This is a genomic window from Actinomadura scrupuli (assembly GCF_050971785.1).
Taxonomy (GTDB): domain Bacteria; phylum Actinomycetota; class Actinomycetes; order Streptosporangiales; family Streptosporangiaceae; genus Actinomadura_E; species Actinomadura_E scrupuli.
The window spans coordinates 740367-766366 of record NZ_JBPCCU010000003.1; the positions used below are offsets into that span (position 1 = coordinate 740367).

22 protein-coding genes are annotated in these 26000 nt (G+C 72.0%); 12 read left to right on the forward strand and 10 right to left on the reverse strand.

From position 1 onward, the window contains the following. Positions 1-482 precede the first annotated feature (482 nt). A complete protein-coding gene (locus tag ACRYCC_RS17745) occupies positions 483-1844 on the reverse strand; it encodes a DUF2252 domain-containing protein (RefSeq protein ID WP_433813389.1) in 1362 nt (453 codons plus the stop codon). A 204-nt stretch (positions 1845-2048) separates the two neighbouring features. On the opposite strand from ACRYCC_RS17745, the gene ACRYCC_RS17750 reads away from it, so the two are divergent. Then, the gene (locus tag ACRYCC_RS17750) at positions 2049-3161 is read left to right on the forward strand and encodes a DUF3616 domain-containing protein (RefSeq protein WP_433813390.1); all 1113 of its coding nucleotides are present in this window, start codon (positions 2049-2051) and stop codon (positions 3159-3161) included. Positions 3162-3263: 102 nt separating this feature from the next. Continuing rightward, complete coding sequence (locus tag ACRYCC_RS17755; protein ID WP_433813392.1) at positions 3264-4496, forward strand: acyl-CoA dehydrogenase family protein; 1233 nt, start codon at positions 3264-3266, stop codon at positions 4494-4496. Between the two features lie 161 nt (positions 4497-4657). On the opposite strand, the gene ACRYCC_RS17760 is transcribed toward ACRYCC_RS17755, so the two are convergent. Both ACRYCC_RS17760 and ACRYCC_RS17765 read right to left on the reverse strand, forming a co-directional pair. After that, positions 4658-6415, reverse strand: coding sequence for a hypothetical protein (locus ACRYCC_RS17760; RefSeq protein WP_433813394.1), 1758 nt, complete (start codon positions 6413-6415; stop codon positions 4658-4660). 221 nt (positions 6416-6636) lie between these two features. Continuing rightward, the gene (locus ACRYCC_RS17765) at positions 6637-7434 is read right to left on the reverse strand and encodes a class I SAM-dependent methyltransferase (protein WP_433813396.1); all 798 of its coding nucleotides are present in this window, start codon (positions 7432-7434) and stop codon (positions 6637-6639) included. A 59-nt stretch (positions 7435-7493) separates the two neighbouring features. Here ACRYCC_RS17765 and ACRYCC_RS17770 point away from each other — a divergent pair, with 59 nt between their 5' ends. Continuing rightward, on the forward strand, positions 7494-7925 hold the full coding sequence (locus ACRYCC_RS17770) for a nitroreductase family deazaflavin-dependent oxidoreductase (protein ID WP_433813397.1): 432 nt from the start codon (positions 7494-7496) through the stop codon (positions 7923-7925). 116 nt (positions 7926-8041) lie between these two features. On the opposite strand, the gene ACRYCC_RS17775 is transcribed toward ACRYCC_RS17770, so the two are convergent. The 3 genes from ACRYCC_RS17775 to ACRYCC_RS17785 form a co-directional block, all read right to left on the reverse strand. Next, positions 8042-8809, reverse strand: coding sequence for an IclR family transcriptional regulator (locus ACRYCC_RS17775; protein ID WP_433813399.1), 768 nt, complete (start codon positions 8807-8809; stop codon positions 8042-8044). Between the two features lie 76 nt (positions 8810-8885). Continuing rightward, complete coding sequence (locus ACRYCC_RS17780) at positions 8886-10355, reverse strand: ATP-binding protein (protein ID WP_433813401.1); 1470 nt, start codon at positions 10353-10355, stop codon at positions 8886-8888. Between the two features lie 18 nt (positions 10356-10373). After that, positions 10374-12032 carry an NAD(P)/FAD-dependent oxidoreductase gene (locus ACRYCC_RS17785; protein WP_433813402.1) on the reverse strand — a complete coding sequence of 553 codons (1659 nt, stop codon included), beginning with the start codon at positions 12030-12032 and terminating at the stop codon, positions 10374-10376. A gap of 241 nt (positions 12033-12273) precedes the next feature. On the opposite strand from ACRYCC_RS17785, the gene ACRYCC_RS17790 reads away from it, so the two are divergent. The 8 genes from ACRYCC_RS17790 (at position 12274) to ACRYCC_RS17825 (ending at position 20313) form a co-directional block, all read left to right on the forward strand. Beyond that, a complete protein-coding gene (locus ACRYCC_RS17790; RefSeq protein ID WP_433813404.1) occupies positions 12274-12813 on the forward strand; it encodes an FHA domain-containing protein in 540 nt (179 codons plus the stop codon). Between the two features lie 258 nt (positions 12814-13071). Beyond that, complete coding sequence (locus ACRYCC_RS17795; protein WP_433813406.1) at positions 13072-14421, forward strand: ROK family transcriptional regulator; 1350 nt, start codon at positions 13072-13074, stop codon at positions 14419-14421. 21 nt (positions 14422-14442) lie between these two features. Beyond that, positions 14443-15771, forward strand: a complete 1329-nt coding sequence (locus ACRYCC_RS17800) for an extracellular solute-binding protein (RefSeq protein WP_433813407.1) — start codon at positions 14443-14445, stop codon at positions 15769-15771. Between the two features lie 7 nt (positions 15772-15778). Next, positions 15779-16771: a carbohydrate ABC transporter permease gene (locus ACRYCC_RS17805; RefSeq protein WP_433813409.1), complete on the forward strand. Its 993-nt coding sequence runs from the start codon at positions 15779-15781 to the stop codon at positions 16769-16771. Continuing rightward, a complete protein-coding gene (locus ACRYCC_RS17810) occupies positions 16768-17709 on the forward strand; it encodes a carbohydrate ABC transporter permease (RefSeq protein ID WP_433813411.1) in 942 nt (313 codons plus the stop codon). Before ACRYCC_RS17805 ends, ACRYCC_RS17810 begins: the two co-directional genes overlap by 4 nt. Continuing rightward, entirely contained in the window at positions 17706-18959 is a 1254-nt protein-coding gene (locus ACRYCC_RS17815) for a 6-phospho-beta-glucosidase (RefSeq protein ID WP_433813412.1), read from the forward strand. The genes ACRYCC_RS17810 and ACRYCC_RS17815 overlap by 4 nt, the downstream gene beginning before the upstream one ends. Beyond that, the gene (locus ACRYCC_RS17820) at positions 18956-19930 is read left to right on the forward strand and encodes an N-acetylglucosamine kinase (RefSeq protein WP_433813413.1); all 975 of its coding nucleotides are present in this window, start codon (positions 18956-18958) and stop codon (positions 19928-19930) included. The genes ACRYCC_RS17815 and ACRYCC_RS17820 overlap by 4 nt, the downstream gene beginning before the upstream one ends. Before the next feature lie 170 nt (positions 19931-20100). Beyond that, positions 20101-20313 (forward strand): hypothetical protein, encoded by a 213-nt coding sequence (locus ACRYCC_RS17825; protein ID WP_433813415.1) that lies wholly within the window; start codon positions 20101-20103, stop codon positions 20311-20313. On the opposite strand, the gene ACRYCC_RS17830 is transcribed toward ACRYCC_RS17825, so the two are convergent. After that, on the reverse strand, positions 20286-21572 hold the full coding sequence (locus tag ACRYCC_RS17830; RefSeq protein ID WP_433813417.1) for an MFS transporter: 1287 nt from the start codon (positions 21570-21572) through the stop codon (positions 20286-20288). The two genes, ACRYCC_RS17825 and ACRYCC_RS17830, sit on opposite strands and share 28 nt — an antisense overlap. Positions 21573-21676: 104 nt before the next feature. On the opposite strand from ACRYCC_RS17830, the gene ACRYCC_RS17835 reads away from it, so the two are divergent. After that, a complete protein-coding gene (locus ACRYCC_RS17835; RefSeq protein WP_433813419.1) occupies positions 21677-22663 on the forward strand; it encodes a GlxA family transcriptional regulator in 987 nt (328 codons plus the stop codon). A gap of 12 nt (positions 22664-22675) precedes the next feature. Here the strand turns inward: ACRYCC_RS17835 and ACRYCC_RS17840 are convergent, their stop codons facing one another. From ACRYCC_RS17840 to ngcE, 3 genes are read right to left on the reverse strand one after another with little or no spacing between them, the layout of a single operon-like run. Further along, the gene (locus tag ACRYCC_RS17840) at positions 22676-23590 is read right to left on the reverse strand and encodes a carbohydrate ABC transporter permease (protein ID WP_433813421.1); all 915 of its coding nucleotides are present in this window, start codon (positions 23588-23590) and stop codon (positions 22676-22678) included. Between the two features lie 10 nt (positions 23591-23600). Next, positions 23601-24509, reverse strand: a complete 909-nt coding sequence (locus tag ACRYCC_RS17845) for a carbohydrate ABC transporter permease (protein ID WP_433813423.1) — start codon at positions 24507-24509, stop codon at positions 23601-23603. 39 nt (positions 24510-24548) lie between these two features. Further along, positions 24549-26000 carry an N-acetylglucosamine/diacetylchitobiose ABC transporter substrate-binding protein gene (gene ngcE, locus ACRYCC_RS17850; RefSeq protein WP_433813425.1) on the reverse strand — a complete coding sequence of 484 codons (1452 nt, stop codon included), beginning with the start codon at positions 25998-26000 and terminating at the stop codon, positions 24549-24551.

Here is a 26000-nt window from a genome sequence, read left to right on the forward strand (position 1 = left end):
CGGTGGCGGCGTGGAGGGACGGAAGAGGGCCCGGACATCGGTGGGGCCGGATTCGTCTCACAGGCGGTGAGCGCAGAACTCCGTTGTCTACTGGATGCCCGGACCCTTCCCGTGGTCCAACCCCCCACCCGATCGCGCCGTGCCGGCCACCCTCCGTCTCGGAGGGCTCACGGCCGGCGGCGTCGCCGGGAGACGGCGCCAGAACCCCGCGCCTGGTGTGGACGGTCACGCGATCGATCGCGGGTCTGCCCGTCGCGGGCGCAACGTCCGGCGGGGCCTCAGCCGGTTGATCAGGTCAGTCCTGTGCTGGACTGCGTGCCAACCTACCGAGTTCCCAAATGTTGTCAATACCGTCATGTGCTGCACGGACTCCGTATACCGCCAGGTCAGCATCATGATCGTACACGGCCCGGAAATCACGCCGGTCACAGGGGTCACACCCGGCACCGGTCCCGCCCCGGATGGCCGGGACCGGGCCCCGCTCACCGCGCGCCGTCGGCCTGGTCGGAGGGCTGCAGCCCGGGGATGAGGCCGCCGCGGAAGGCGTCCACGAACAGCCGGTGGTCGTCCCTGACGACCTTGGCGTAGTCCATGCCGAAGCCGACCATCGCCTCGACGAACGCGCTCTCGTCCGCTCCGATGACCGCGTTGATGGCCTCCTCCACCTGGAAGCCCACCAGCGCGTGGCCGGAGTCGCTGTCGGAGACACAGTGGATCTTAGCGGTGGCCCGGCCGAGGTAGCCGAGCACGGGCAGCATCTCCGCCGGCTCGGTGAGCGACGACCAGTCCAGGTCCGCCTCGTAGGGCGACAGCTCCTGCACGACGTAGCCGAGCCCGTCGATCTCGGTGTGGCCGAGCCACGGGTCGGTGTTGGCCTGCAGCGCCCGCCGCGACACGGCGGTACGGTGACCGTGGTGCTGGAAGAAGGCGCGGATCTCCGGGTCGGCCACCACCCGGCTGGGCGCGGCCACGTTGCCCTGCTTCATCGACAGGATGACGTCGTTCTCCAGAGCCTGCGTGCGGCCCTCGACCAGGATCGTGTAGGCCGACAGCCCGGCGGAGCCGATCCCGAACCCGGAGCTGGCCACGACGTCCTTGATCCGGTAGGTGAGGCTGCTGAACCGCTTCTCCCGGGGGATGGTCGACAGGTAGCCCTGGAACGCCTCCTCGACCTTGGCCCGCTCGGCCTCGTCGAGCCGGCGCACCCCGGGCACGAGCTGGAACCGCCGCTCGAACCGCTCCACCAGGGTCAGCTCGTCGAGCAGCCCGATCCGGGTGGAGGCCAGCGCCCGGAGCAGGACGCCGTGCACGTGGCCGTCGGTGGTGTCGAGGGTGAGCGCCCACTCGTCGTCGTGCGAGCTGCCGACGAAGTAGCGGACCTGGTCGGCGTAGGCGCGCACGTAGGTCTCGATCAGGCGCCGGATGTCGGCGTCCGACAGCGCCTTGGCCCAGGCCAGCAGCGCGACGCTGGCGGCCAGCCGCTTGATGTCCCAGGTGAAGTGGCCGACGTAGGCCTCGTCGAAGTCGTTGACGTCGAACACGAACTTGCCGTCGTCGTCCATGTAGGTGCCGAAGTTCTGGGCGTGCAGGTCGCCCTGGATCCACACCCGGCCGGTACGGTCGTCGGCCCACGGGTCGTCGTCGCCGATGACGTCGGCGTAGAAGATGCAGGCGCTGCCGCGGTAGAAGGCGAACGGGTCGGCGGCCATCTTGCGGAAACGCCGGCGGAAGGCGGCCGGGTTGGCGGCCATCAGCGCGGAGAACGCCTCGACGAGGACCTCGACGAGCTGGGTCTGGCGCTCCTGCGGGTCGCGCGTGCGCAGGGACTCGATGATGCTGGGCAAGGGGAGTGCTCCTCGGGGGGTCCGGCCGTCTCCCCCACGCCGCCGGGGGGTCGGGGCCACGCTCATGTCTCCTGCGCATCGTGCCTCACCAGGAGGGGCTCCGACGCCGAAACACCGAGGCCGCGCCGGATCGGGACACCTGCCCGGGCAGAAGGTGACGCTCGTCCCGCCCGGGCGGGACGGCTCGTGTGACACCATCAGGCGGTGATCGTGGAACGCCGGGTCGAGCTGCGCTTCGACCACCGAAGCCGGGACGCCGAGACGCACACCAACCTGTCCGCCGTCCGGCAGGACGGGGCCTGCCTGTGGGTGGCGGGCGACGAGACCGCCACCATCGAGCGGCTCACCGCGAGCACCGACGCGGCGGGCGACGTCACCTGCTACGACGGGCAGCGCAGCTTCGCGCTGGCCGACCTGGTGGAGCTGCCCGCGGGCCCCGACGAGGAGGCCGACATCGAGGGGCTGGCCCGCATCGGCGGGTGGCTGTGGGCCGTCGGCTCGCACAGCCTCAAACGCCGGCGCGTCAAGGCGGGCCAGCCGGACGCCAAGGCCCGCAGGCGGCTGGCTTCGGTGATCCGGGAGGAGAACCGCTTCGTCCTCGCCCGGCTCCCCCTGGTGACGGGCCCGGACGGGCTGCCCGAGATCGTCCGGCGCGACGGTGACCGCACCGCGGCCATCCTCGGCGGCCACGGGGACTCCATCACCGACCTGCTCGAGGACGACCCCCACCTGGCACCGTTCCTGGCGCTGCCCGGCAAGGACAACGGCGTGGACGTCGAGGGCATCGCCGCGCACGGAGACCGGCTCTACCTCGGGCTGCGCGGCCCCGTGCTGCGCGGCTGGGCGGTGGTCATCGAGATCCGGCCGGAGACCCACCCGGACCACCCGGAGCGGCTCCGGTTGCGCCGTCTGGACGGCTCCGCCCACTACCGCACGCACTTCCTGGACCTCGGCGGCCTGGGCGTACGGGATCTGTGCCCGGACGGCGACGACCTGCTCATCCTGACCGGGCCGAGCATGGACCTGGACGGACCGGTGCGGGTGGTGCGCTGGCGGGGGGCGGCCACCGTCGACGCCCCGGGGATCGTGCACGCCGACGCGCTGGAGGTCCTGGGCGACCTGCCGTACGGCGACGGCGACGATCACGCCGAGGGCATCGCCGTGCCCGCGGCGGCCGGCGGCCCGGGAACCCGGCTGCTGGTCGTCTACGACAGCCCCGCGGCCGAGCGGCACACCCCGTACGGCGGCGTCCTGGCCGACATCGTCAAGCTGCCCGACGAGCCGGCTCGCACCCCGCCCGGCGCCTTTACATTGTAGATTTTTTCGGGACCGGGCCCGGATAAGCGTCCACTTTCCCCCTCTGGTTGGATGAACTGTCAACAGGCGGTTGTCGAGGGTCGTCCAGAGGTGGGGTACGCCGTGATCGAGTGGTCCGACGAAGAACTGATGGTGCGGGACGCGGTCCGGGACTGGATCGGCAAGGAGGTCCGCCCGCATCTGGACGCCCTCGACTCGGGCGAGCTGCCGCCGTACGGGATCATCCGCGGCCTGTACTCCACGTTCGGCATGGACGAGCTGGCGCGCTCGTCGTTCCGCGCCCGGATCGAGAAGGAGAAGGCCGGCCCGGCCGCGCGGCACACGGACGGCGCGGGCGACGGCGCGGCGGCGGGCCGGGCGGGCGACGCCGGCGCGGCCTTCCGGATGCTGCCGATCGTCGAGCTGTGCCGGGTCTCCCCCGGCCTGGTCACCGCCATGGGCGTCAGCCTGGGCCTGGCTGCCGGCACCATCATGAAACGCGGCACCACCGAGCAGAAGGAACGCTGGGCGCTGGACCTGCTGACCTTCGACAAGATCGGCGCCTGGGCGATCACCGAGCCGGACTCGGGCTCGGACGCGTTCGGCGGCATGAAGTCCACCGCCCGCCCCGACGGGGACGGCTACGTCCTCAACGGTTCCAAGACCTTCATCACCAACGGCCCGGACGCCGACACGATCGTGTTCTACGCCAAGCTCGACGACGGCCGGGACGCCCGGGACCGCGAGATCCTCACCTTCGTGCTCGACCGCGGCATGCCCGGCCTGGAGCAGAGCAGGCCGCTGCGCAAGATGGGCTGTCACTCCTCCCCCACCGGCGAGCTGTTCCTCACCGACGTCAAGGCCGGTCCGGACCGGCTGCTGAACTCCGGCGGCGGCAGCGGCCGCGAGTCGGCCAAGCAGAACTTCGTCACCGAACGGGCCGGGGTCGCCGCGATGGCCCTCGGCGTGATCGAGGAGTGCCTGCGGCTGTCGGTCGAGTACGCCAAGACCCGGATCGCCTGGAGCAGGCCGATCGGTGACTACCAGCTCATCCAGCTGAAGCTGGCCAAGATGGAGGTCGCCCGGCTCAACGTGCAGAACCTGGTGTTCCGGCACGTGGAGATGGAGAAGGCGGGCCGTACGCCCACGCTGGCCGAGGCCTCCGCGATGAAGCTCTACTCCGCGCAGGCCGCCTCCGAGGTGGCCATGGAGGCGGTGCAGTTGTTCGGGGGCAACGGCTACATGGCGGAGTACCGGGTCGAGCAGCTCGCCCGCGACGCCAAGGCCTTCCAGATCTACGCCGGCACCGACGAACTGCAGATCACCCACATCGCCCGGGACCTGCTCTCCCGCTGAGCCCCAGGCCGGGCGGAAGGGCACCGCGCGGACGCTCACCGGGTCCCCGGCGGACTCGTGACCGCGTGGGGTCGGTGACCGGCCGCCTGCGGGCGGCAGAGATCCCGGCAGGTACCCGGGTGTGCCATCAGCCGCTCGTGGGTACCGTGTCGCGCCTTGGGCTACTGGCGCCGCAACGCCCGGGTGAGGCCCGCGGCGATCGTCGTGGCCAGGACCCAGCCGAGAGTGACGAGGGAGTAGGTGAGGGCCTGCTGCCAGCCGTTCGATGGCAGGTAGGCCTTGCGCTGGCCGAGGTCGACGACGGGGACGAGGAGGTCGATGGTGTAGACGAGGGAGCTGAAGGCCGGGGCCCGGCTGGGGTCTATCGCCCGCGGCGGGGACAGCTGGAACAGCACGGTCCCGACGACGATCAAGGCGGCGAGCCATCCCGCGGAACGGCGCGGTTTGTATCCGTAGCCGACGACGGCGTCCTGCAGGAAGCCCCACGCCCTGGCCGGCCACGGGAGCACAGCGCGACGACGGCGTTGCTTGGCCAGCAGCACCTCGCGGCCGAAGGCGTCGTGGCCCATCAGCCGGTAGGTCTTCGCCAGCTGCTCGTAGGGCTGCGGGCGGAACCCGGACGGCTCGCGGCCGAGAAGGTCGATCCCGGCCCTGACGTCGTCGGCGGGTGCGATCGCGTCGTAGGTGAGCCCGTCGAGCCGCAGCTGGGCGGGAAGCGCCGTGGGAGCGTAGTTGAACAGGCCCAGGTCGGCATATCTGAGGTCGATGCAGCCGTCGACGGGCCTGGCGAGCAGCAGGATCAGCTCACGCGCGGTCAGGTACCAGCAGCCGAGACTCAGGCCGCCGCCGTCCGACAGTGCCGCGCCGCGGAAGTCGAGCGGGCCGGTGATGCGCGCCCCCGAGAGCCGGATCTCGCCGTGGGCGGTGAAACCCATGCGGCAGTACATGCCGTCGGCGGTCAGGCCGCTGGCGTGGACGGCCACGTCACCGGCATGCCGGATGTCGGCCGTGTCGAGGACGACGGGGCCGCCGATCCGGGCGTTGAGGAGCCGGAGCCCGCCGTCGGTGCGGAGCCGGGCGCAGCACAGCTCGCCGCGCACGATGAGCCCCGCGGCGGCGAGGGCGTGGCTCCCGGGCCGCAGGATCCGCGCCCCTTCGAGGCTGAGCTTCCCCTGTATCTCGGCGCCCTCGAGATTGAGCTCGCCTTCGGCCGAGAAAGAGCCACGGCACAGGAGGTCCCCGCCCACGGTGATCCGGGCGAGGTTCAGCGCGCAGTCGTCTCCGTTGCCGAGCCGCGCGTCGTCGAGGTAGAGCGTGTCACCGATCGTCGCCCCGGGGAGCCTGACCTCCCCGATGGCCCGGAAACCGCTCCTGCACAGCATGTCGGCGTCCACCCGGAGCCCGTCGGCCTCGAACGCCGGGGCGGTCGCCCGTGTCTCGCCACCGAGCAGGCGCGCGCCGTCCAGGAAGAGCGCGCCCGCGACGTGCGTGGCGATCAGCCTGACCGACTTGCTGATCCGGGCGTCTTCCAGCAGGAGGTGACCGTCGATCTCGGCCGTCGAGGCCCGCAGCCCCTCGTGCAGGTGAGAGCCGCCCAGGTCGATCTCCCGGCAATGGACACCGTGCAGGTCGACCTTCGAGTCGAAGTAGCAGGACCGCAGGCTCAGCGGATGGTGCACGGTGGCGAACCTGAGATCGAGCCGCCCGGCGATCCGCGCCCCCACCAGCCGCACCGCCGGTACCCCACCGTCGGTGGCGGCTCGCACGCTGACCAGGAGCGCCCTGATCACCTCCGCCCGGATCACCCGGCCGGCCCCCCAGCTGGCCCCGTGCTCGGCGTTCTCCGCCCCGAGCACCACCCGCCGGCCGGTGCCGAACGCCTCCCACACCCGTCGTTCCTGCCGTGTCAGGTCCCGCATCCGCACCGGCGTTCCCTCCCGTGCACGAGCCTGCTCCGAACTCCGGCACCCTGGTGTGTCACCCGACGCGAAACCCCACCCGTCCCCCCGAACGGATGGAAAGGGGATCCAAGGGCCGCGACCGCCGTCATGAACCGGCCAAGAGGGCATACGCACCGTCACCCCCACACCGGCTCCCGGCGGCGGTGCCCACGCGTCGTGGATCGCCGGAGCCGGGCGGTTCACGCCTCGCCGGCCACGCCCCGTACCGCCCACGCTCTGGCGGTGAGCGGGACGGAGCCGTCCGGGCCGGAGGGCAGGCGGTCCCCCAGCAGGTTACGGAGCCCGCGCCGGTGGTCTTCGGTCAGGGACGTCAGGTACCCGGGCGCCGGACCCTGGCCGCCCAGGAAGGGCCTCCAGTAGTCGTCGAAATCCGCGAACACGGTCGGGACCTCGATGGCCCGGACCGTCACGTGCTCCAGGCCGGCATCGGCCCACAGCCCGCCCAGGGCCTCCGGCCGGCACATCGGGAACCGGCGGCCCTCGTCCCGCTCGGCCGCGGCGGGATCGAGTGCGACGGCGGCATCCCAGAAGTACCGCAGCATCGCCATGCCCTCGGCGTAGTCCCACACGTAGGCGGCGGCCACTCCGCCCGGCGCGGTCACCCGGGCGAGCTCGGCCGCGGCGTCGCCCGGCCCGGGGACGAAGTTGAGCGCCAGCCCGCTGACCACGGCGTCGAAACTCCGGTCGGGAAACGGCAGCGACCGCGCGTCCCCGGCGTGGAAGGCCGACCGCGGGTCGGTGATCCGAGCGCGGGCGCCGGCCAGGAATCCCTCGGAGGTGTCCACGCCGACGACCCGGGCGGGATCGGCCAGGGCGAGCACCGTGCCGGTCAGCGCCCCGGTGCCGCACCCCACATCCAGCCAGCTCCGGCCCGCGGGCACCTCCAGCCAGTGCAGGAAGACCTCCGCGACCGGGCGGCTCCACCGGCCCACGTACGCCTCGTACGCGTCGCCGGCGGACCAGACCTCTTGCGCCATGATGGCGAGGATACGACCGCCGCCGGTCCCGCGCCCGGGAGACACCGTAGCCTCGGTCCATGGGGCCCCGGCTGCTGTGGCGGATGTCGAACCGGGTCGAGTCGGCGTCGCTGCGTCACCTCGGCACGAGCGTGATCGCGCTGCTCGGGCGGACACAGGTGCTGGTGCTGGAGACCACGGGCCGCCGGACCGGCCGCACCCGCCGCACGCCGGTGGCGTACTGGCAGGGCGCGGACGGGGCCCTGTTCGTCGGCGGCGGCGCCGGCGGGCTGGCCCGGGTCGACTGGATCGCCAATCTGCGGGCCGATCCGGCCGCGGCGGTGTGGCTGCCCAGGGAGCGGCGCGGTGTCCGGATCATCGCCCGCGAACTGGCCGGCGAGGACTACCGCGCCGCCCGCCAGGAGGCCTTCGCGCGCTGGCCGCGGGCACGCGGCTATGAACGCCGGTCGGGCCGGAGGATCCCGTTGTTCCGTCTCGAGACGCGCGGGTAGCGCGGCCCCTGGCGGACCCCCGAGATCGCGGCCCTCGCGCGGGACACGGCTCCTCCTCCCTCCGGGGTGGCCCACGGGCCTGCTGGGTGCCGCGGCCGGGAAACTCCGTCGGCGGCTCAGCCGGTGGTGCCCCAATGGGCGGCCACGTCGCGGGACAGCGCCCGGGCGGCGGTGACGACGGCGGGTGCCAGCCGGCGCGGATCGGCCGTGCTGTTGCGGGCGACGACGGACAGCGCGGCGGCGACCCGCTGGTCGGCGTCCCGGACGGGGGCGGCCACCGAGCAGGAGCCGAGCGTCATCTCCTCGCGGGTGACGGCGAAGCCGGTGCGGCGTATCTCGCGCAGATGGGCGCGCAGCCGCCCGGCGTCGGTGATGGTGTGCGGCGTGTGGGCGACCAGCCCCTGGGCGATGGCCTTCTCCGCGACGTCCTCGGGGGCGAAGGCCAGCAGCACCTTGCCGACCCCGGTGGCGTGCAGGGACAGCTCGGCGCCCACCCGGGTCACGATGGGCACCGAGCGGGGCCCGCGCAGGCGTTCGAGATAGAGGGCCTTGCCGTCGCGCAGCAGGGCGAGCTGCACGTTCTCGTGCGTCGCCTCGTAGAGGTCCTCCATGTGCGGCAGGGCGAGCTCGCGCAGTCCGGCGGCGGCGGAGGCCTGGGCGCCGATCCGCCACAGCCGGATGCCGATCTCGTAGGTGCCGTCGGCCCGGCGCCGCAGGAAGCCCCCGGCGGCCAGTTCACCGACGAGCCGGTGGCCGGTGGCCGGTGGCAGCTCGGCGTGCCGGCAGATCTCGGCCAGGGTGAGGCCGAGGTCGCCGGGCGCGAAGGCGTCCAGGATCGCCATGACCTTGCCGGTCACGCTCCGGGGCCGCTCCATGACCGCCATGATGGCCCCCTTTCGGACCCGACTCCAGGTCGCGGCGGGCGGGGCCTGTCAGCCGCCCTCCGCCCCCGGCCCGGGGTCATGTGCTGTCGGAGGTGAGCGGGAGGTACACCCGGAAGCTGGTGTCGCCCGGCGTGGACTCCACCCGGATGTCGCCGTGGTGCTTGTTGACCACGATGCGGTAGGAGATGTCCAGGCCGAGGCCGGTGCCCTCACCGACCGGCTTGGTGGTGAAGAACGGCTCGAAGATCCGCGGCCTGATCTCCGGTGCGATGCCGGACCCGGTGTCGTGCACCTCGACCACCAGCCGGTCGTGATCGCGTTCGGTGTGCAGGGTGAGGGTCCCGGCCTGGCCCATCGCCCCCACCGCGTTGTCGATGAGGTTGGTCCACACCTGGTTGAGCTCCGCCGCGTACGCGGGGATGGACGGCAGTGTCCGGTCGTAGTCCTTGACCGTCCGTATCCCGGCGGGGATCTTCGCCTGCAGCATCACCAGCGTGGCGTCGAGCAGTTCGTGCACGTCGATGGTCTGATGCGGGGCCCGGTCGATCTGGGAGTACTGCTTGGCGGCCCCGACCAGCGTGGAGATGCGGGTCACCGCGTCGTCGATCTCCCCCATGAGCAGCTCGGTGTCGATCGTGTAGGTGAGCCAGCGGATCGCCGACTCGAGGTTGTCCTCCCCGACCGCACCGGCGATCCGGTCCAGCCAGGGCGTGTCGACGCCACCGGCGACGAGGGTCGGGGCCAGGTCCCAGCCGCCCACCACGTCGTGGTCCTCCAGCCAGTCGCCGAGGACGTCCTCGGCGTCGGAGGTCGCCAGGGCCCCCAGGGGCGGCGCGGTCGCGATCCGTTTGACGGCCGCGTCCTGCAGTTCCACCAGGTCGTGCAGCTGGGTGCCGTCGAGCCTGCCGTCGGCGATCATGGCGAGCTTGTGGCGCATGCCGGCGACCCGCTCGCGCAGCACGGCGGTGGCCCGTACGGCGGCGGCCGCCGGGTTGTTCAGCTCGTGCGTCAGGCCCGCCGACAGCGACCCGAGCGCGATCAGCCGCTCCCGCTCGCCGATGATCGTCTGGTTCTTGCGCATGCTGAGGAACAGGCCCTCCAGCAGGTGCATCGCCAGCGGGAACCACGTGCGGATCGAGCCGGCGAACAGATCGGCGGGAAGCTGGAACAGCTCCACGTCGGTGACGGCGTGCATGGTGTTGGGGTAGACCTGCTCGTCGTGCTCGGCCCGCTCCACGAGGTAGGCCTGGGTGATCCCGGCGTACGCCCCGCGCTGCTCGGTGCGGACGATCTCCACCTCGTCACCGTGGATGCGCTTGCTGAGCGCGAGGGCGCCGCTGAGCAGCACGAAGAAGCAGGTCGCCGGGTCCCCCTCGCGGAAGACCTCGGTGCCGCCCGCCCAGCGTTCCACCTGGCCGTGCTCGGCCAGCACGTCCAGTTGCTCGTCGGTGAGGGACTCGAACAGGAAGAGCGTGCGCAGTTCCCGGGGGGTCAGCCGCTCCTCGGCGGGAGGCGGCGGGGTCTGCTGTTCACTCGTGCCGGTCATGCCGCCACCTTCGTCCGGTCATTGTGCCTCCAGATAGCGGTGCGCCAGCGATACCGCCATCGCGCCCTCACCGACGGCGGACGCGACGCGCTTGACCGAGTCGGCCCGCACGTCACCGGCGGCGAAGACGCCCGGCAGGCTGCACTCCAGGTGGTAGGGGTCACGGGGCAGCGCCCACCCCGGCGGCCGCCGGCCCTCGGTCACCAGGTCCGGCCCGGTGAGCACGAAGCCGCGCTCGTCGCGGGCCACCACCCCGTCGAGCCAGTCGGTCTGCGGCTCGGCGCCGATGAAGATGAACAGCCATGAGGTGTCCACCGTACGGGTCTCCCCCGAGCGAGGATCACGCAGGATCAGCCGTTCCAGGTGCTCCTGGCCCTCACCGGCGGCGACCTCGGTGTGGGGATGGACCTCGATGTTGTCGATGGCCTCGATCTGCTCGATCAGGTAGTGCGACATCGAGCGCTCCAGGTCACCGCCCCGGATGAGCATGTGCACACGCCGGGCATAGCGGGCGAAGTGCACCGCCGCCTGCCCGGCGGAGTTGGCGCCCCCGACGATGTAGACCTCCTCGCCCGCGCAGCCGGGCGCCTCGGTCGAGGCAGAGCCGTAGAACACGCCACGGCCGGTCAGCTCCGACAGGCCCGGGGCGTCCAGCATGCGGTAGGACACCCCGGTCGCCAGCACCACCACGTGCGAGGCGATCTGGGAACCCCCGGCGAACCGCAGCAGGCGGGCCGATCCCGCGCACTCGAGGCCGACGACCTCCCGGGCGCTGAGCAGCTCGGCGCCGAACTTCAGGGCCTGTCGGCGGGCGCGTTCGGTGAGCTGGGCGCCCGAGACGCCGTCGGGGAAGCCGAGGTAGTTCTCGATCCGGGAGCTCTGACCGGCCTGCCCGCCGGTCGCGCGCTGCTCCACCAGGACGGTCCGCAGGCCCTCCGAGGCCCCGTAGACCGCCGCGCCCAGCCCGGCCGGCCCGGCGCCGACGACCACCAGGTCGTAGAAGTCCGCGGCGGGGGTGGTGGTGAGCCCGACGTGCCGGGCGAGATCCGCCTCGGAGGGGTTGGCCAGCGACTTGCCGTCGGAGGTGACGACCAGCGGCACCTCCTCGGGCGTCAGGCCCGCGGCCGCCAGCAGGCGTCCTCCCTCGGGCTCGTCGGCCAGCAGCCACCGGAACGGCACCAGGTTGCGGGCCAGGAAGTCGCGGACCGCGAACGAGGGCGCGGACCAGCGGTGCCCGACGACCCGGGTCTCGGTGATCGCCGGATCGGAGGTGGACAGCCACACCTCCAGCAGCGAGTCGACCACCGGATAGAGGTTCTCCTCCGGCGGGTTCCAGGGCTTGAGCAGATAGTGGTCGAGGTCGACGACGTTGATCGCGTCGATGGCGGCCTCGGTGTCGGCGTAGGCGGTCAGCAGCACCCGGCGGGCCAGCGGGAACAGGTCCATCGCGGCCTCGAGGAACTGGATGCCGTTCATGCGCGGCATCCGGTAGTCGGCGAGCATCAGGGCGACCTGCTCGCCGCGGAGTTTGATCTCCCGCAGCGCCTCCAGCGCGGCCTGCCCGGAGTCCGCGCGGACGACCCGGTAGCGCTCCCCGTAACGGCGCCGGACGTCCCGGGCCACCGCCCGCGAGACGGCCGGATCGTCGTCAATGGTCAGGATCGCCGGGTTTGCCATATCTCAATCAAAACATGTCCCGGACACCGTCCGATCCCAGGCCGCGGCCGGGCGGGCGGATGACCACGCTCCCATTGCGGCCCGGTGACCGTGTCCGGGCCGGGAGCGGTACGGCCCCGAAGGGGCGTCCCCGCCCGGGGCCCGGGGACCGGCGGTCCGGGCCGGGCCGCCGGCGAGAGCACCGGCCCCGTCCGGCGGCTTGCGCTGGACAGCCGGGCAATCGATATGAATACTCGCAGTCATGGACGGCCAGCCCTCATATCCGCTGCGGGCTTCCGACGTCGAACGCGATCATGCTCTCGAGGTCCTGCGCGATCGCGTGGCCGAGGGCCGCATGTCGACCGACACGTTCGAACGCCGGGTCGACCAGGTCCTGCGGGCGCGCAGCCAGGTCGAACTCGCCGACATCGTCCATGATCTGCCGCCGCGCAGCCGCATCGTCAACCGGCTGACCGGGCTGGTGTCCTCGTTCTCCTCGGTGACCGCCCGGGTCGAGTCGGCATGGCGGGCGCCGCGCCTTCCCCGGTTCGCGCTGCCGCCCGCCGGGCTGAGCCGCATCCTCATCGGCCGCGCCCCCGCCTGCCAGTTCGTGCTCACCGACCTGACCGTCTCCCGGTTTCACGCCGAGCTCTACCGCGGAGAGAACGGCTGGATGATCTCCGACCTGGGCTCGATGAACGGCACCCGGGTCAACGGCTGGCGGCTGACCGGCCCGGCGGCGGTCCGCCCGGGCGACGAGATCGGCTTCGGCAACCTCACCTTCATCGTCGCGTCGCACTGACCCCGCCCGCGCGGGGCTCGCACCGCGCGGCCCCCCACCGCTTGCGTTCCCCCGCCCGGGACCGGCGCGGCCCCGTACCCGCGGCGCTCCCGGACGGCCGAGACCGCGGAGCCGACGGAGACGACGGAGACGGCCAGACAACGATCCGATATACGCCCTTGACGCGTTTGGTAGGGACCTTTACATTCCTCGCAAGGTTAGGAAACTTTCTTAACCCTGACGGGCGCGCACGGTGCCCGACCTGCGAAGGAGGCGGGGTTGGCCACTCCGGTGCCGGGCACCCCGAGCCTGCTGCGGGCCATCAACGACCGGTCGGCGCTGGAGATGCTGCTGGCCCACGGGCCGCTCACCCGGCCCGAGCTGGGGGGCCTGACCGGCCTGTCCAAGCCCACCGCGTCCCAGCTGCTGTCCCGGCTCGAACAGGCCGGGCTGGTGGTCCAGGACGGGACCCGGGAGGGCGCGACGGGCCGCTCCGCCGAGGTCTACCGGATCAACCCCGCGGCGGCCCACGTGGCGGGCCTGGACGTCTCGCCGGCCCGGATCCGCGCCGCCGTCGCCGACCTCACCGGCACGGTCGTCGGCGAGCACGAGCTGCGCACCCCGGGCCGCTCCAAGGTGGACGTCGTGGCCCGCACCCGGGAGGCCGCCGAGGGCGCCGCACGGGCGGCGGGCGTCGCGTTCACGGACCTGCACCGGGTCGTCATCGGGATCCAGGGCGCGGTCGATCCCTCGACCGGGCGGCTGGCCTACGCCGCCCACCTGCCCGGCTGGCACGTGCCCGACCTCACCGGCCGGCTGCGCACGGGGCTGGGCCTGCCGGTGTCCATCGAGAACGACGTCAACCTGGCCGCGCTCGCCGAGCTCGACCGCGGGCAGGCCACCGAGGTCCGCGACTTCGTCCTGCTGTGGGTCAGCGACGGCATCGGCCTGGCGGTGGTCCTCGGCCGCACGCTGCACCGGGGAGCCCACGGCGGCGCGGGCGAGGTGGCGTACATGCCGCTGGCCGGAGCCCCCCTCGCGCCCGGCGGCCGGTGGGCCCACACCGGCGGCATGCAGCAGGCGGCCGGGAACACCGCGATCCTCAAGCTGATGCGCGAGCACGGGTTCCGCGGCACCGGTGCCGTCAGGGCCGTCGGCCGGGCCGCGGCCGCACTGGCCGCCGCACCCCCCGGCGCGGCCGGCCGCACGCCCTCCGCGGCGGGCCGTACGCGGGCGGACGGGGGCCGTACGGCGGCGGGCCGCAGGCCGGTGGACGGGAGCCGTGCCGCAGACGGCCCGGGGCCGGTGGCGAGCCGCACCCAGGGCCGGGCCGCGGAGGAGGCCGGCCGGGCCACGGCCGCGCTGACCGAGCTGGCCGGCCGGCTCGGCACCGCGCTGGCCAACGTGGTCGCGGTGGTCGACCCCGAACTGATCGTCCTGTCCGGCGACGTCCTGCTCGCCGGCGGGGAGGCGTTGCGCTCGCTCATCGAACGCCGGCTGCACACCATGACCGTCCCCCGGCCCCGGCTACGGCTCAGCTCGGTCGACGGCAACCCGGTGCTGGCCGGGGCACTGCATCTCGCCCTGGCCCAGACCCGCGACGAAGTCTTCTCCAGCACCGTCACGTAATCCCCCCGAAGGAGAACCGGAGTGCGTACATCACTGCACCGGATCGCGCTGGCCACGGCCGCCGCGGGACTGGCACTGACCTCGGCGTGTACCGCCGGCGGCGGCTCGGCGAGCACCGGCGCCGGGCCCAAGGCGGACGCGCCGCAGACCATCACGGTCTGGCACGGCTGGACCGCCGACCACGAGGTCAAGGCGATCACCGACGCCACCGCGGCCTTCCACGCCGCGCATCCCAACATCACCGTCAAGCTGGTCAAGGGCATCCAGGACGACAAGATCACGCAGGCGATCCGGGGCGGCAACCCTCCGGACGTGGTCTCCTCCTTCACCACCGACAGCCTCGGCGCCTGGTGCCACAGCGGCGCCTGGCAGGACCTCGGCCCATGGCTCAAGAAGGACAACGTCGACCTCGGGCAGTTCCCCACGGCCATCCAGAACTACACCGCGTACAAGGGCACCCGGTGCGCGATGCCGCTGCTCGCCGACACCTACGGGCTCTACTACAACAAGACCCTGCTCGGGAACAACCCGGTGCCCAAGACCGCGAGCGAGCTGACGGCGCTGGCCAAGAAGCTCACGACGTTCAACCCGGACGGGTCGATCAAGGTGGCCGGGTTCATCCCGTCGGCGGCGTACTACGAGATGATCCCGGACCGGCTCGGGCCGACCTTCGGCATCACCTGGTTCGGCCCGGACGGCAAGTCCAGCCTGGGCACCGACCCCGCGTTCAAGGCCTTCGCCAAGTGGGACAAGGACCTGGTCGACTTCTACGGCCACGCCAAGCTGCAGAAGTTCCTGCACGGCCTCGGCCAGGAGTTCGAGAAGAACAACCCGTTCGAGGTCGGCAAGGTCGCGATGGCCATCGACGGTGAGTGGCGTACCAAGTTCATCGCCGAGGAGGCGCCCAAGCTCGACTACGGCACCGCCCCGGTGGTCACCGCGGACGACAAGACCGACCTCTACGGCAGCGGCTTCCTGAGCGGCACGCTCATCGGCATCCCCAAGGGCTCCCCGCACGCCCAGGCCGCCTGGGAGTACGTCAAGTACCTCACGACCGACACCGGCTCGCTGGTCGGCTTCGCCAACGCGCTCGGCAACGTGCCCAGCACCTACGCCTCGGCGGCCTCCCCCGACCTGAAGCTGCCGCCGCAGTTCCAGACCTTCACCCAGATCTTCAAGAACCCGCACAGCAAGAGCAGCCCGCCCACGATCAACTCCAACACCTACATCACCGACACCCAGAAGTTCCTGGCCGAGCAGTGGGAGCCCGGCAAGGTGACCGACCTCGACAAGGCGTTGCGCGACCTGGCCACCAAGGTCGACAAGGCGATCCAGCTCGCCGGAGGGTGACCCGGCCATGACCGCCACCACGCTCACGCGGGTGCGGAGGACGGCGGCGTCGCGTGAGCGGCGCCGCCACCGCCTCCGGGTCCTCGTGTACATGTCCCCGTGGCTCATCGGGTTCGGGATCTTCTTCGCCTACCCCCTGGCCGCCACGCTCTACTTCTCCTTCACCCGCTACGACCTGTTCAACCTGCAGTGGGTGGGACTGACGAACTACCGGTTCCTGCTCCAGGACCACGACGCCTGGCAGGCCATGCGCAACACGCTGTGGCTGGTCGCGGTCATGGTGCCGTTGCGGGTGCTGTTCGGCCTGGGCATCGCCCAGCTGCTGACCAGGATCAAGCGGGGCGGCAACCTGCTCCGGGCGATCTTCTACCTGCCGTACCTGCTGCCCCCCGTCGCCGGTTCGGTCGCCTTCGTCTTCCTGCTCAACCCGGCGACCGGCCCGATCAACTCGATGATCGACGGGATCCTCCTCGACCCCGTCAACTGGGTGTTCGGCAGCCACCTGCACGCCCCGGACTGGTTCAACGACCCGACCTGGGCCAAGCCGGGACTGACCACGCTCGCCCTGTGGGGAGTCGGCGACGTCATGATCATCTTGCTGGCGTCGCTGCTCGACGTGCCGAAGTCGCTGTACGAGGCGGCCGCGATCGACGGCGCGGGCGCCTGGCAGCAGTTCCGGCGCATCACGCTGCCCACCATCTCGCCGGTGCTGATGTTCGCCGCCGTCACGGGGGTGATCCAGACCCTGCAGTACTTCACCCAGGCGATGGTCGCGGGCAAGGTCGCCAGCGGCCAGACGGACCTGCCCGGCCAGACGCTGCTGCCCGGCTACCCGAACGGGTCGACGCTGACGTTCCCGCAGTGGCTGTTCGACGAGGGCTTCCGGCAGTTCAACATGGGCTACGCCTGCGTGCTCTCGCTGCTGCTGTTCGCCGTCTCGATGTTCTTCACGATGTTCCTGCTGCGCAGTTTCCGCGCCTTTGACGAGGAGGCCGCATGAGCGAGGTGACCAGCCCCCGGCCGGCCGGCGGGGCCGTGCGCGCCGCCGTCCCGGCGCGGGGCCCCTCCCCGGCCCGGCCGGCCCGCCCGGCCGCCCGCCGCGGCGGGCCGCGGGTCCGGCGGACGCTCTACTGGATCGCCCAGCACGCCATCGCCATCGCGTTGGCGATCATGTTCCTGGCGCCGCTGGCGTTCATGCTCCTCACCGCGGTGATGAGCGACGGCGACGCGCTGACCGGCAGGCTCTGGCCGGACCGCTGGGAGTGGTCCAACTTCGCGGACGTCTTCAGCGGCGAGATGTGGACCTGGATCCGCAACACCACGATGTACGCGGTGCTGGCGACGGTGTTCATGCTGGTGTCGAGCGTGCCGGTCGCCTACGCCCTGGCGCGTTTCCGCTTCCGCGGCCGCAAGCTCGCCTTCGTGCTGGTCATCAGCACGATGATGCTGCCGCCGCAGGTCACGGTGGTGCCGCTCTACCTCGTCTGGTCGCGGTTCCACCTGACCGGGACGCTGTGGCCGGTCATCCTGCCGCTGCTGTTCGGCGACGCGTTCTCGATCTTCCTGCTGCGGCAGTTCCTCATCGGCATCCCCCGGGACTACGCCGACGCCGCCAAGGTCGACGGCTGCGGGGAGTTCCGCACGATGATGCGGATCATCCTGCCGATGGCCAAGCCGGCCATCGCCGCGGTGGCGCTGTTCCAATTCTTCTACGCCTGGAACGACTACTACGGGCCGCTGGTCTACGCCAGCCAGAACCCCGACAACTGGACGCTCGCGATCGGGCTGGCCTCCTTCCGCGCCCAGCACCACGTGGAGTGGAACCTCACCATGGCGGCGACGCTCGTCACGGTGACCCCGGTGATCATCATCTTCTTCCTGGCCCAGCGGGCGTTCCTGCAGGGCATCACCATCAAGTCGACGGGAGTCAAGGGTTGAAACTGGCCGTTGTCGGAGGAGGGTCCACCTACACCCCCGAGCTGGTGGACGGGTTCGCGCGGCTGCGTGAGACTCTTCCGGTCGAGGAACTGGTCCTCATCGACCCCGCCGCCGACCGGCTCGAGCTGGTCGGCGGCCTGGCCCGGCGGATGTTCGCCCGCGCGGGCCACCCGGGGAGGGTCCGCTGGACCTCAGAGCTGGACTCCGGCGTCGAGGGCGCCGACGCGGTGCTCCTGCAGCTGCGCGTCGGCGGCCAGGCGGCCCGGCAGGTCGACGAGACGCTCCCGCTGGAGTGCGGCTGCGTCGGCCAGGAGACCACCGGGGCCGGCGGCCTGGCCAAGGCGCTGCGCACCGTGCCGGTGGTGCTCGACATCGCCGGGCGGGTGGCGGAGCTGGCCCCGGACGCCTGGATCATCGACTTCACCAACCCGGTGGGCATCGTCACCCGCGCCCTGCTGGACGCCGGGCACCGGGCGATCGGGCTGTGCAACGTCGCCATCGGGTTCCAGCGCCGGTTCGCCGGGCTGCTGGGCGTGGAGCCGGCGCGGATCAGCCTGGACCACGTGGGCCTCAACCACCTGACCTGGGAACGGGCCGTCCGCCTGGACGGCCAGGACGTGCTGCCGCGGCTGCTCGCCGAGCACGGCGAGCGGGTGGCCGGGGAGCTCGGGATGCCCGTCGAGCTGATCCGCCGGCTGGGCGCCGTCCCTTCCTATTACCTGCGCTACTTCTACCAGCACGACCTGGTGGTGGAGGAGCAGCGCAGCGCCCCGTCGCGGGCCGAGCAGGTCTCGGCGATCGAACGCGAGCTGCTGGAGCTGTACGCCGACCCGGCGCTCGACACCAAGCCCCGGCTCCTGGAGGAACGCGGCGGCGCGTTCTACTCCGAGGCCGCCGTCGACCTGGTGACCTCGCTGCTGGGCGACCGGGGCGACGTCCAGGTGGTGAACGTGCGCAACTCCGGCACCCTGCCGTTCCTGCCCGACGAGGCGGTCATCGAGGTGCCCGCCACCATCACCGCGCGCGGCGCGCTACCGTTGCCGGCCGCGCCGCTCGGCCCGCTCCTGGCCGGGCTGGTCGCGCACGTCGCCGCCTACGAGGAGCTGGCGGTCGAGGCGGCGCTGTACGGCGGCGTCGAGCGGGTCGCCACCGCGCTGCTGGCCCATCCGCTGATCGGCCAGCTCGAGCCGGCCGGCCGGCTGGCCCGCGACCTGGTCGAGGCGAACCGCGCCCACCTGGGGTGGGCGTGAGCGCACCACTGCTCCTGGCCGTCGACGCGGGCAACAGCAAGACCGACGTGGCGGTGGTGGGCGAGGACGGCGGTGTGCTCGCCGGGGCCCGCGGCGGCGGCTTCCGCCCGTACGAGGCCGGGGAGGAGGCGGCGGTCGAGGCGCTGGCCGTGACCGTGGCCACCGCCCTGGAGCGGGCCGGCGCGACCGGTGCCACGCTGAGCCACGTCGCGGCCTACCTCGCCAACGCCGACCTGCCGGACGAGGAGGAGTCGATCACCAAGGCGCTGCTCGCGCGCGGCTGGGCGCGGACCGCCACGGTCGGCAACGACACCTTCGCGCTGCTGCGGGCGGGCGCCTCCGCGGGCTGGGGGGTCGCGGTGGTCTGCGGGGCCGGGATCAACTGCGTCGGCGTCGGGCCGGACGGGAGCACGGCCCGCTTCCCGGCGCTCGGTGCGATCACCGGCGACTGGGGCGGCGGGGTACAGCTGGGTGAGCTGGCGCTGTGGCACGCCGTGCGGGGCGAGGACGGCCGCGGCCCCCGGACCGCGCTCAGCGGGGCGGTCGCCTCCCACTTCGGTGCGGACAGCGCACTGGACGTGGGCCTGGGCGTGCACACGGGCGAGTTCGCCCCCGACCGGCTGCTGGAGCTCGCCCCGGTGCTGCTGGCGGCGGCGGGCACGGGCGACCCCTGCGCGCTGGAGGTCACCGACCGGCTGGCCGAGGAGGTCGCGGCCCTCGGCGCCGTCGCGCTGCGCCGCCTCGGGCTGCTCCGCACGCCCGTGGAGGTGGTCCTCGGCGGCGGCGTGCTGACGGCGCGGCACCCGGTGCTGATGGCGGCGATCGAGCGGCGCTACGCGGCGGTGGCGCCGCTGGCCGAGCTGCTGGTCGCCGGCGCTCCCCCGATCCTGGGGGCCGCCCTGCTGGGCCTGGACCACGTGGGCGCCCCGGCCGAGGCGTACGCCACGCTGCGCGCCGCCTACCGGTCCTGACCGCTTCCGCCGGGCCCATCCGGTTCGTCCCGGCCGGGTGGGCCCGATCATCGTCCGCCACGCGTGGTTCGCCCCCCTGGCACGGCGGCGGGCTGGTTGGATGGGGACCGGGCCGGTGGCACCTCCCCGGTCCCCTTCTCCTCAGCCGCACGACGAGAGCACCGGAGCGCATGCAGAAACGGGCCGACGCCTCCTGCCGGAACACCATCGAGCACAGCTCCGGGCTGCGCCTGGTCTGCGGGTCGCCGGCCGGCCACGCCGGCGACCACGGCCGCGACGGCTACCAGTGGGACGACAACGGCTTCGTCTGGCACATGGAGAGCCCGGGGGTCACCCCGGAGGGCTTCACCCGCAGCTACGGCTGGGCGCCCACCTCGGCCTGAGGCCGGGGCGCCGGCAGGGTCACCGAGGCCCCCCGCCCGATGGACAGCGACATGCCCGCGGCGAACAGGCAGAGCACTCCGGCGCCCCACCAGGCGAGGGTGTAGGTGCCGAGCGAGGTGCGCAGCGCGCCGGCCACCGCGGCGGCCGCGGCCGCCCCCAGCTGGTGCGAGGCGAACACCCAGCCGAAGACGATCGTGCCCTGCACCGGGCCGAACACCTCACGGGCCAGTGCCACGGTCGGCGGCACCGTCGCCACCCAGTCGAGCCCGTAGAAGATGATGAAGACGAGCATGCTGGGGTGCGGTGAGGCCGCGAACAGCATCGGCAGCGCCAGCAGGGACAGCCCTCTCAGCGCGTAGTACCAGCCGAGCAGCAGCCGGCTGTCGAGCCGGTCGGTCAGCCAGCCCGACGCGATCGTGCCCACGACGTCGAAGAGCCCCACCAGGGCGAGCAGGCCGGCGGCGGTCGTCTCGGGCATCCCGTGGTCGTGGGCGGCGGGGATGAAATGCGTGCCGACGAGCCCGTTGGTGCTGGCCCCGCAGATGAAGAAACCGCCCGCCAGCAGCCAGAACTCCTTCCTGCGTGCCGCCGCGCGCAGCGTGCGCAGGGCCACCCGGGCCGCGTCCCCGGCCGGCGGGGCGGCCGGCTCCGCGCGGGTCGCGCCGTACGGCAGCAGCCCGACGTCCGCGGGGCGCTCGCGCATCACCAGCACCACCAGCGGCACCACGGCGAGGGCGGCGCCCGCCACCACCAGCGCCGCGCTGCGCCAGCCGTGGCGCTCGGCCAGCCAGGCCATCAGCGGCAGGAACACCAGCTGGCCGGCGGCGCCGCCCGCGGTGAGCACCCCGACCACCAGGCCGCGGTGCCGGGTGAACCAGCGCCCGGCCACGGTGGCGGCGAAGACCATCGCCATCGAGCCGGTGCCGAGCCCGACCAGCACTCCCCAGCACAGCACGAGCTGCCAGCTCGCGTTCATGAAGACCGTCAGCCCGCTGCCCGCCGCGACCAGCACGAGAGCCGAGGCGGTGATCCGGCGGATGCCGAACCGGTCCATCAGCGCGGCGGCGAACGGCGCCGTCAGCCCGAACAGCACCAGGTTGACCGAGACCGCGAGCGAGGTGGTCGCCCGGGACCAGCCGAACTCGTCCTGCAGCGGCACCATCAGCACCCCGGGGGTGGCGCGGAAGCCCGCGGCCCCGACGAGGGCGACGAACGCCACCCCGGCGACGATCCAGGCACGATGCGGCCTGCGGAGCATGGGCACTTCCTCGGGGACGGGGGCTGCGACGACCCGGCCACTTTGCCCGACACCCCCGATCATGCGAAAGTGGCTGGAATGCCATTGTTCCGGAGGTTCTGGCCATGACGTTCGACGTCCACCGGGTCGCGGTCCTCGCCGTGCCGCCGGTCGTGGGTTTCGACCTGACGATCCCCGGCCTGGTGCTGGGCGCCGCCGAACGGGCCGGCCGGCCGCTCTACGACGTGCGGGTGTGCACCGCCGTGCCCGGCCCGGTCGAGACCACCGGCGACCTGGCGCTGCTGGTCTCGCACGGCCTGGACGAGCTGGCCCGCGCCGACACGGTGATCGTGCCGGGCACGCACGCCCGCGAGGGCGTCGACCCCGCCGTGCTCGCGGCGCTGCGGGACGCCCGCGCCGGCGGCCGCCGCCTGGTGTCGATCTGCACCGGGGCGTTCGTGCTGGCCGCCGCCGGGCTGCTGGACGGGCACCGCGCCACCACCCACTGGAAGCGCGCGGAGCAGTTCGCCGAGCGTTACCCCGCCGTGCTGCTCGATCCCCGGGTGCTGTTCGTTGACGACGGCGCGGTGCTCAGCTCGGCGGGGCTGGCCGCGGGCATCGACCTGTGCCTGCACCTGATCCGGCGCGACTTCGGCGCCGCCGTCGCCAACGAGGTCGCCCGCTACGTCGTGGTCTCCCCCGTACGGCCCGGCGGGCAGGCGCAGTTCATCGACACCCCGCTCCCGGAGGCGGGCGGCCAGTCGCTGGCGGCCACCCGGGCGTGGGCGCTGGAGCGGCTGGACCGGCCGGTCACGCTCGCCGAGCTGGCCGGCCAGGCCCGGGTGAGCGTCCGCACCCTGACCCGCTGGTTCCGGGCCGAGACCGGGCTGAGCCCGCTGCAGTGGCTGCTGCACCAGCGGGTCGAGCGGGCCCGCGAGCTGCTGGAGTCGACGTCGCTGTCGGTCGACGAGGTCGCGCGGTTCAGCGGGCTGGGCACCGCCGACTCCCTGCGCGCCCACCTGCTCCGCAAGGTGGGGCTCACCCCCACCGCCTACCGGGCGGCCTTCACCCTGCGCCCGGAGCCCGAGCCGGCCGCCCCGGCCCGCGGCTGAGCCGGGAGCGTCCTACTTGACCGCTCCGGCGGTGAGGCCGGACTGGATCTGCCGCTGGAAGATGACGTACACGATGATCACCGGGATGATCGCCATGCTCAGGGCGGCGAACATGCCCGGCCAGTCGGCGTCTGCGCCCGCGCTGGTGGAGATGTTGGTGACGCCCTGGGTGATCACCTGTTTGTCCGGCGCGCCGCTGAGCAGCACGATCGGCAGCAGGTACTGGTTCCACTGGCCGATCACGTTGAAGATCGCGATGGAGATCAGGCCGGGCTTGGCCATCGGCAGCATGATGCGGAAGAACGTCTTGGTGTGACTGCACCCGTCGATCGCCGCCGCCTCGGCCACCGAGCTCGGCAGCGTCCGGAAGAACGCGGCCATGAAGAAGACCGTGAACGGCAGCGAGTAGGCGATGTAGACCAGGATCAGCCCCTGGTAGGTGTTGAGCATGCCGAGGTTCTTCACCACGAAGAACAGCGGCACCAGGGCCAGGAAGACCGGGAAGGTCATGCCCGAGACGAACATCAGGTAGATGAAGCGGTTGCCGCGGAACGGGAACCGCGCCAGGACGTAGGCCGCCATCGAGCCCAGCAGCATCGTCCCGAACGTGCTGACCGCCACGATGAAGATGGTGTTGAGCATGTAGCGGCCGATGTTGGCCTTGCCCCAGGCCCGCGTCCAGGAGGCGGTGCCCCAGTGGTGCGGCAGCGTCCACGGATCCCCGAAGATCTCGCCGTTGTCCTTGAACGCGGCCAGGAAGGTCCAGACGATCGGGATGATCACCAGCAGCGCCCAGAGCACCAGGGCCACGTGGGACAGGCCCAGCAGCGGGTTGGCGCGCTCGCGCTTCCGGCTCTTGCGGGCGCCCGCCGCGGCGGCCGCGGCCCGTGGACCGGCCGCCGGGATCGTATCGGTGTGACTAGCCATGTCTCCGGTCCTAGTACTCGATGCTCTCGCGCCGCGTGACGCGCAGCGTGAGGGCGGCGAAGGTCAGGGTCATGAAGAACAGCACCACGCCCATCGCGGAGGCGTACCCGTCCTTGGCGAAGGTGAAGGCGTTGCGCCAGGTCTCCAGCGGCAGCACGGTGGTGGCGTGCTCGGGCCCGCCCCGGTCGACCGACAGCACCTGCACGATCGCGAACCCGTCGAAGGCGGCGATGCCCAGGTAGACCCAGCCGACCTGGAGGGTGTCGCGCAGCAGCGGCAGGGTGACCCGGAAGAACAGCGTGAGCCTGCCCGCGCCGTCCAGTGCCGCCGCCTCGAACAGCTCCTTGGGGATGGAGGCCATGCCGGCCGAGAACAGCACCACGTAGAACCCGACCGCCTGCCAGACCATCACGCCGATGATCGACCACAGCGCCAGGTGCGGATTGGTGAGCCATCCGACCGGCGCGATGCCGACCTTGTCGAGCAGGCCGTTGACCACTCCGCTGCGGTCCGGCCGGTAGATCGCCTGGAACAGCACCCCGACGATGGCCACCGCCAGCACCTGGGGCAGGAAAAAGATGATCTTGTAGACGCCCGAGCCCCGGACGCCCCTGAGCTGGCCGCCCTCCAGCTTCCCGCCCACGTTGAGCAGGAAGGAGAAGAACAGGGCGATGACGACCGTGGCCAGCGGCAGGACAAGCAGCATCAGCAGGTGGTGCCGGACGGCCGCCCAGAAGATGTCGTCCTGGAACAACGTCTTGAAGTTGTCCAGTCCGACATAGGTGGGCGCGGAGAACCCGTTCCAGTTGGTCAGCGAGATCTGGACCGTCTGGATGTACGGCCAGATCACGAAGACCAGGTAGAGGGTCACCGGCGCCGCCAGGAACCCGATGATGAATCGGTACTTGCCCTGCCGCATGGTCGCGTTACTCCGTCTCTGTGTGCCCCGACGCCCGGTTCAGCTGGTCCTGGGGGGCTGCTTGGTGATGGAGGAGTCGCTCTTGGTCTTGTCGGCGGCCTTCTGCATGGCCGCGCAGAAGGCGTCCGCGGTGCCGCCACCGTAGATCAGCTTGTTGGTCTGGTTGCGCAGCTCGGTCTCGAGCTCCTTGTACCACGACTCGAACTGGCTGTAGGTGACGATGTTGCTGCCCGCGGCCTTCTGCGCGTCCACGACGCTCTGCGCGCCCGGGGACAGGGTCAGCCCCTCCAGGGCGCCCTTGACGATCGTCATGGCGCCGGCCTTCTTGTAGAAGCCCTGCGCGGCCGACTTGCTCAGCATCTGCCGCAGGTACTCCATGCCGCCGGCGGGGTTGGCGCCCTTGGCTGCGACGAAGAAGTTCTCACCCGGCGCGACGCGGATCGCCTCGAAGGGGAGCTTGTCGGCGGCGGTCACGCTCGGGGTCGGGGTGAGGGCGTACTTGAAGGTTGCCGGGGTCGACTTCTTCTGCTCGTTCTCCAGCCAGTCGCCGGAGGGGTAGAAGGCGACCTTGTCCTGGTTCTGCCGGGTCTGCACCTCGGTGTGGATCAGGCCGAGGTAGGGCTTGTCGGAGTACTTCTGACCGATCTCGGCCCACGCGGCGGCGGCCTGCTTGACCGGCTCGGCCGTCCAGGCGCCGTCCTTGAGGTTGTCGATGTCGAGCAGCACCTGGTTGCCGCCGATCTTGGCGGCGGAGATCAGGATCATCCAGTACATGTAGTACGAGGCGTTCTTGCCGGCGTAGGCGAACGGCGTGATGCCGGCGGCCTTGATCTTCTCGCAGACCGCCTTGAACTCGTCGAACGTCTTCGGCGGGGTCCAGCCGTTCTTCTGGAACAGGCTGGCGTTGTACCAGAGGCCGAAGGTCGAGGCCGCGTACGGCATGATGTACGGCTTGCCCTGGATCAGTCCGTACTCGACCGAACCGGCGAGCACGGTGTCGCGGACCTTCTTGGCCGGGTCGTCCACGGACGGGGCGTCCCAGAAGTTGGTGAGGTCCTGCATCTGGCCGGCGGTGACCAGGGCGCCCTGGTCCATCAGGTCGGTACCGGAGTTGTCGACCACGTCCGGGATGTCGGTGCCACCGGTGAAGCGCGGCTGCAGGGTCTTGCCGATCGCGACGACGCCCTCGTGCTTGATCTTGGCGCCCGGGAAGGCCGTGACGTACTGCGGCTCGTGCACCTGGGTGGCGTAGTCGTCGCTGAAGCCGCCCTTGAAGATGACGACGTCGAGCGGCGCGCCCGCCTTCACCCCGAAGGGGTTCTTCGGGTCCGCCGAGTTGGCCTTCGCGGTGGCCTTGTCGCTGGAACTGCCACTGGTGGCGCAGGAGCTCAGCATGGAGATGCCTGGGCCCGCGATCAGTGCGGTGAGGCCGACACGCTGGAGCATCGTCCGCCGGTCGATGCCGTTCGACGGAACGGGGATCTGTGACAT

Bases quoted from the DNA above. Each gene is read 5' to 3' on its own strand.
- ACRYCC_RS17760 (WP_433813394.1), bottom strand. From the start codon at position 6,415: ATGCGGGACCTGACACGGCAGGAACGACGGGTGTGGGAGGCGTTCGGC.
- ACRYCC_RS17765 (WP_433813396.1), bottom strand. From the start codon at position 7,434: ATGGCGCAAGAGGTCTGGTCCGCCGGCGACGCGTACGAGGCGTACGTG.
- ACRYCC_RS17770 (WP_433813397.1), top strand. From the start codon at position 7,494: ATGGGGCCCCGGCTGCTGTGGCGGATGTCGAACCGGGTCGAGTCGGCG.
- ACRYCC_RS17775 (WP_433813399.1), bottom strand. From the start codon at position 8,809: ATGGCGGTCATGGAGCGGCCCCGGAGCGTGACCGGCAAGGTCATGGCG.
- ACRYCC_RS17780 (WP_433813401.1), bottom strand. From the start codon at position 10,355: ATGACCGGCACGAGTGAACAGCAGACCCCGCCGCCTCCCGCCGAGGAG.
- ACRYCC_RS17785 (WP_433813402.1), bottom strand. From the start codon at position 12,032: ATGGCAAACCCGGCGATCCTGACCATTGACGACGATCCGGCCGTCTCG.
- ACRYCC_RS17790 (WP_433813404.1), top strand. From the start codon at position 12,274: ATGGACGGCCAGCCCTCATATCCGCTGCGGGCTTCCGACGTCGAACGC.
- ACRYCC_RS17805 (WP_433813409.1), top strand. From the start codon at position 15,779: ATGACCGCCACCACGCTCACGCGGGTGCGGAGGACGGCGGCGTCGCGT.
- ACRYCC_RS17810 (WP_433813411.1), top strand. From the start codon at position 16,768: ATGAGCGAGGTGACCAGCCCCCGGCCGGCCGGCGGGGCCGTGCGCGCC.
- ACRYCC_RS17825 (WP_433813415.1), top strand. From the start codon at position 20,101: ATGCAGAAACGGGCCGACGCCTCCTGCCGGAACACCATCGAGCACAGC.
- ACRYCC_RS17830 (WP_433813417.1), bottom strand. From the start codon at position 21,572: ATGCTCCGCAGGCCGCATCGTGCCTGGATCGTCGCCGGGGTGGCGTTC.
- ACRYCC_RS17835 (WP_433813419.1), top strand. From the start codon at position 21,677: ATGACGTTCGACGTCCACCGGGTCGCGGTCCTCGCCGTGCCGCCGGTC.
- ACRYCC_RS17840 (WP_433813421.1), bottom strand. From the start codon at position 23,590: ATGGCTAGTCACACCGATACGATCCCGGCGGCCGGTCCACGGGCCGCG.
- ACRYCC_RS17845 (WP_433813423.1), bottom strand. From the start codon at position 24,509: ATGCGGCAGGGCAAGTACCGATTCATCATCGGGTTCCTGGCGGCGCCG.
- ngcE (WP_433813425.1), bottom strand. From the start codon at position 26,000: ATGTCACAGATCCCCGTTCCGTCGAACGGCATCGACCGGCGGACGATG.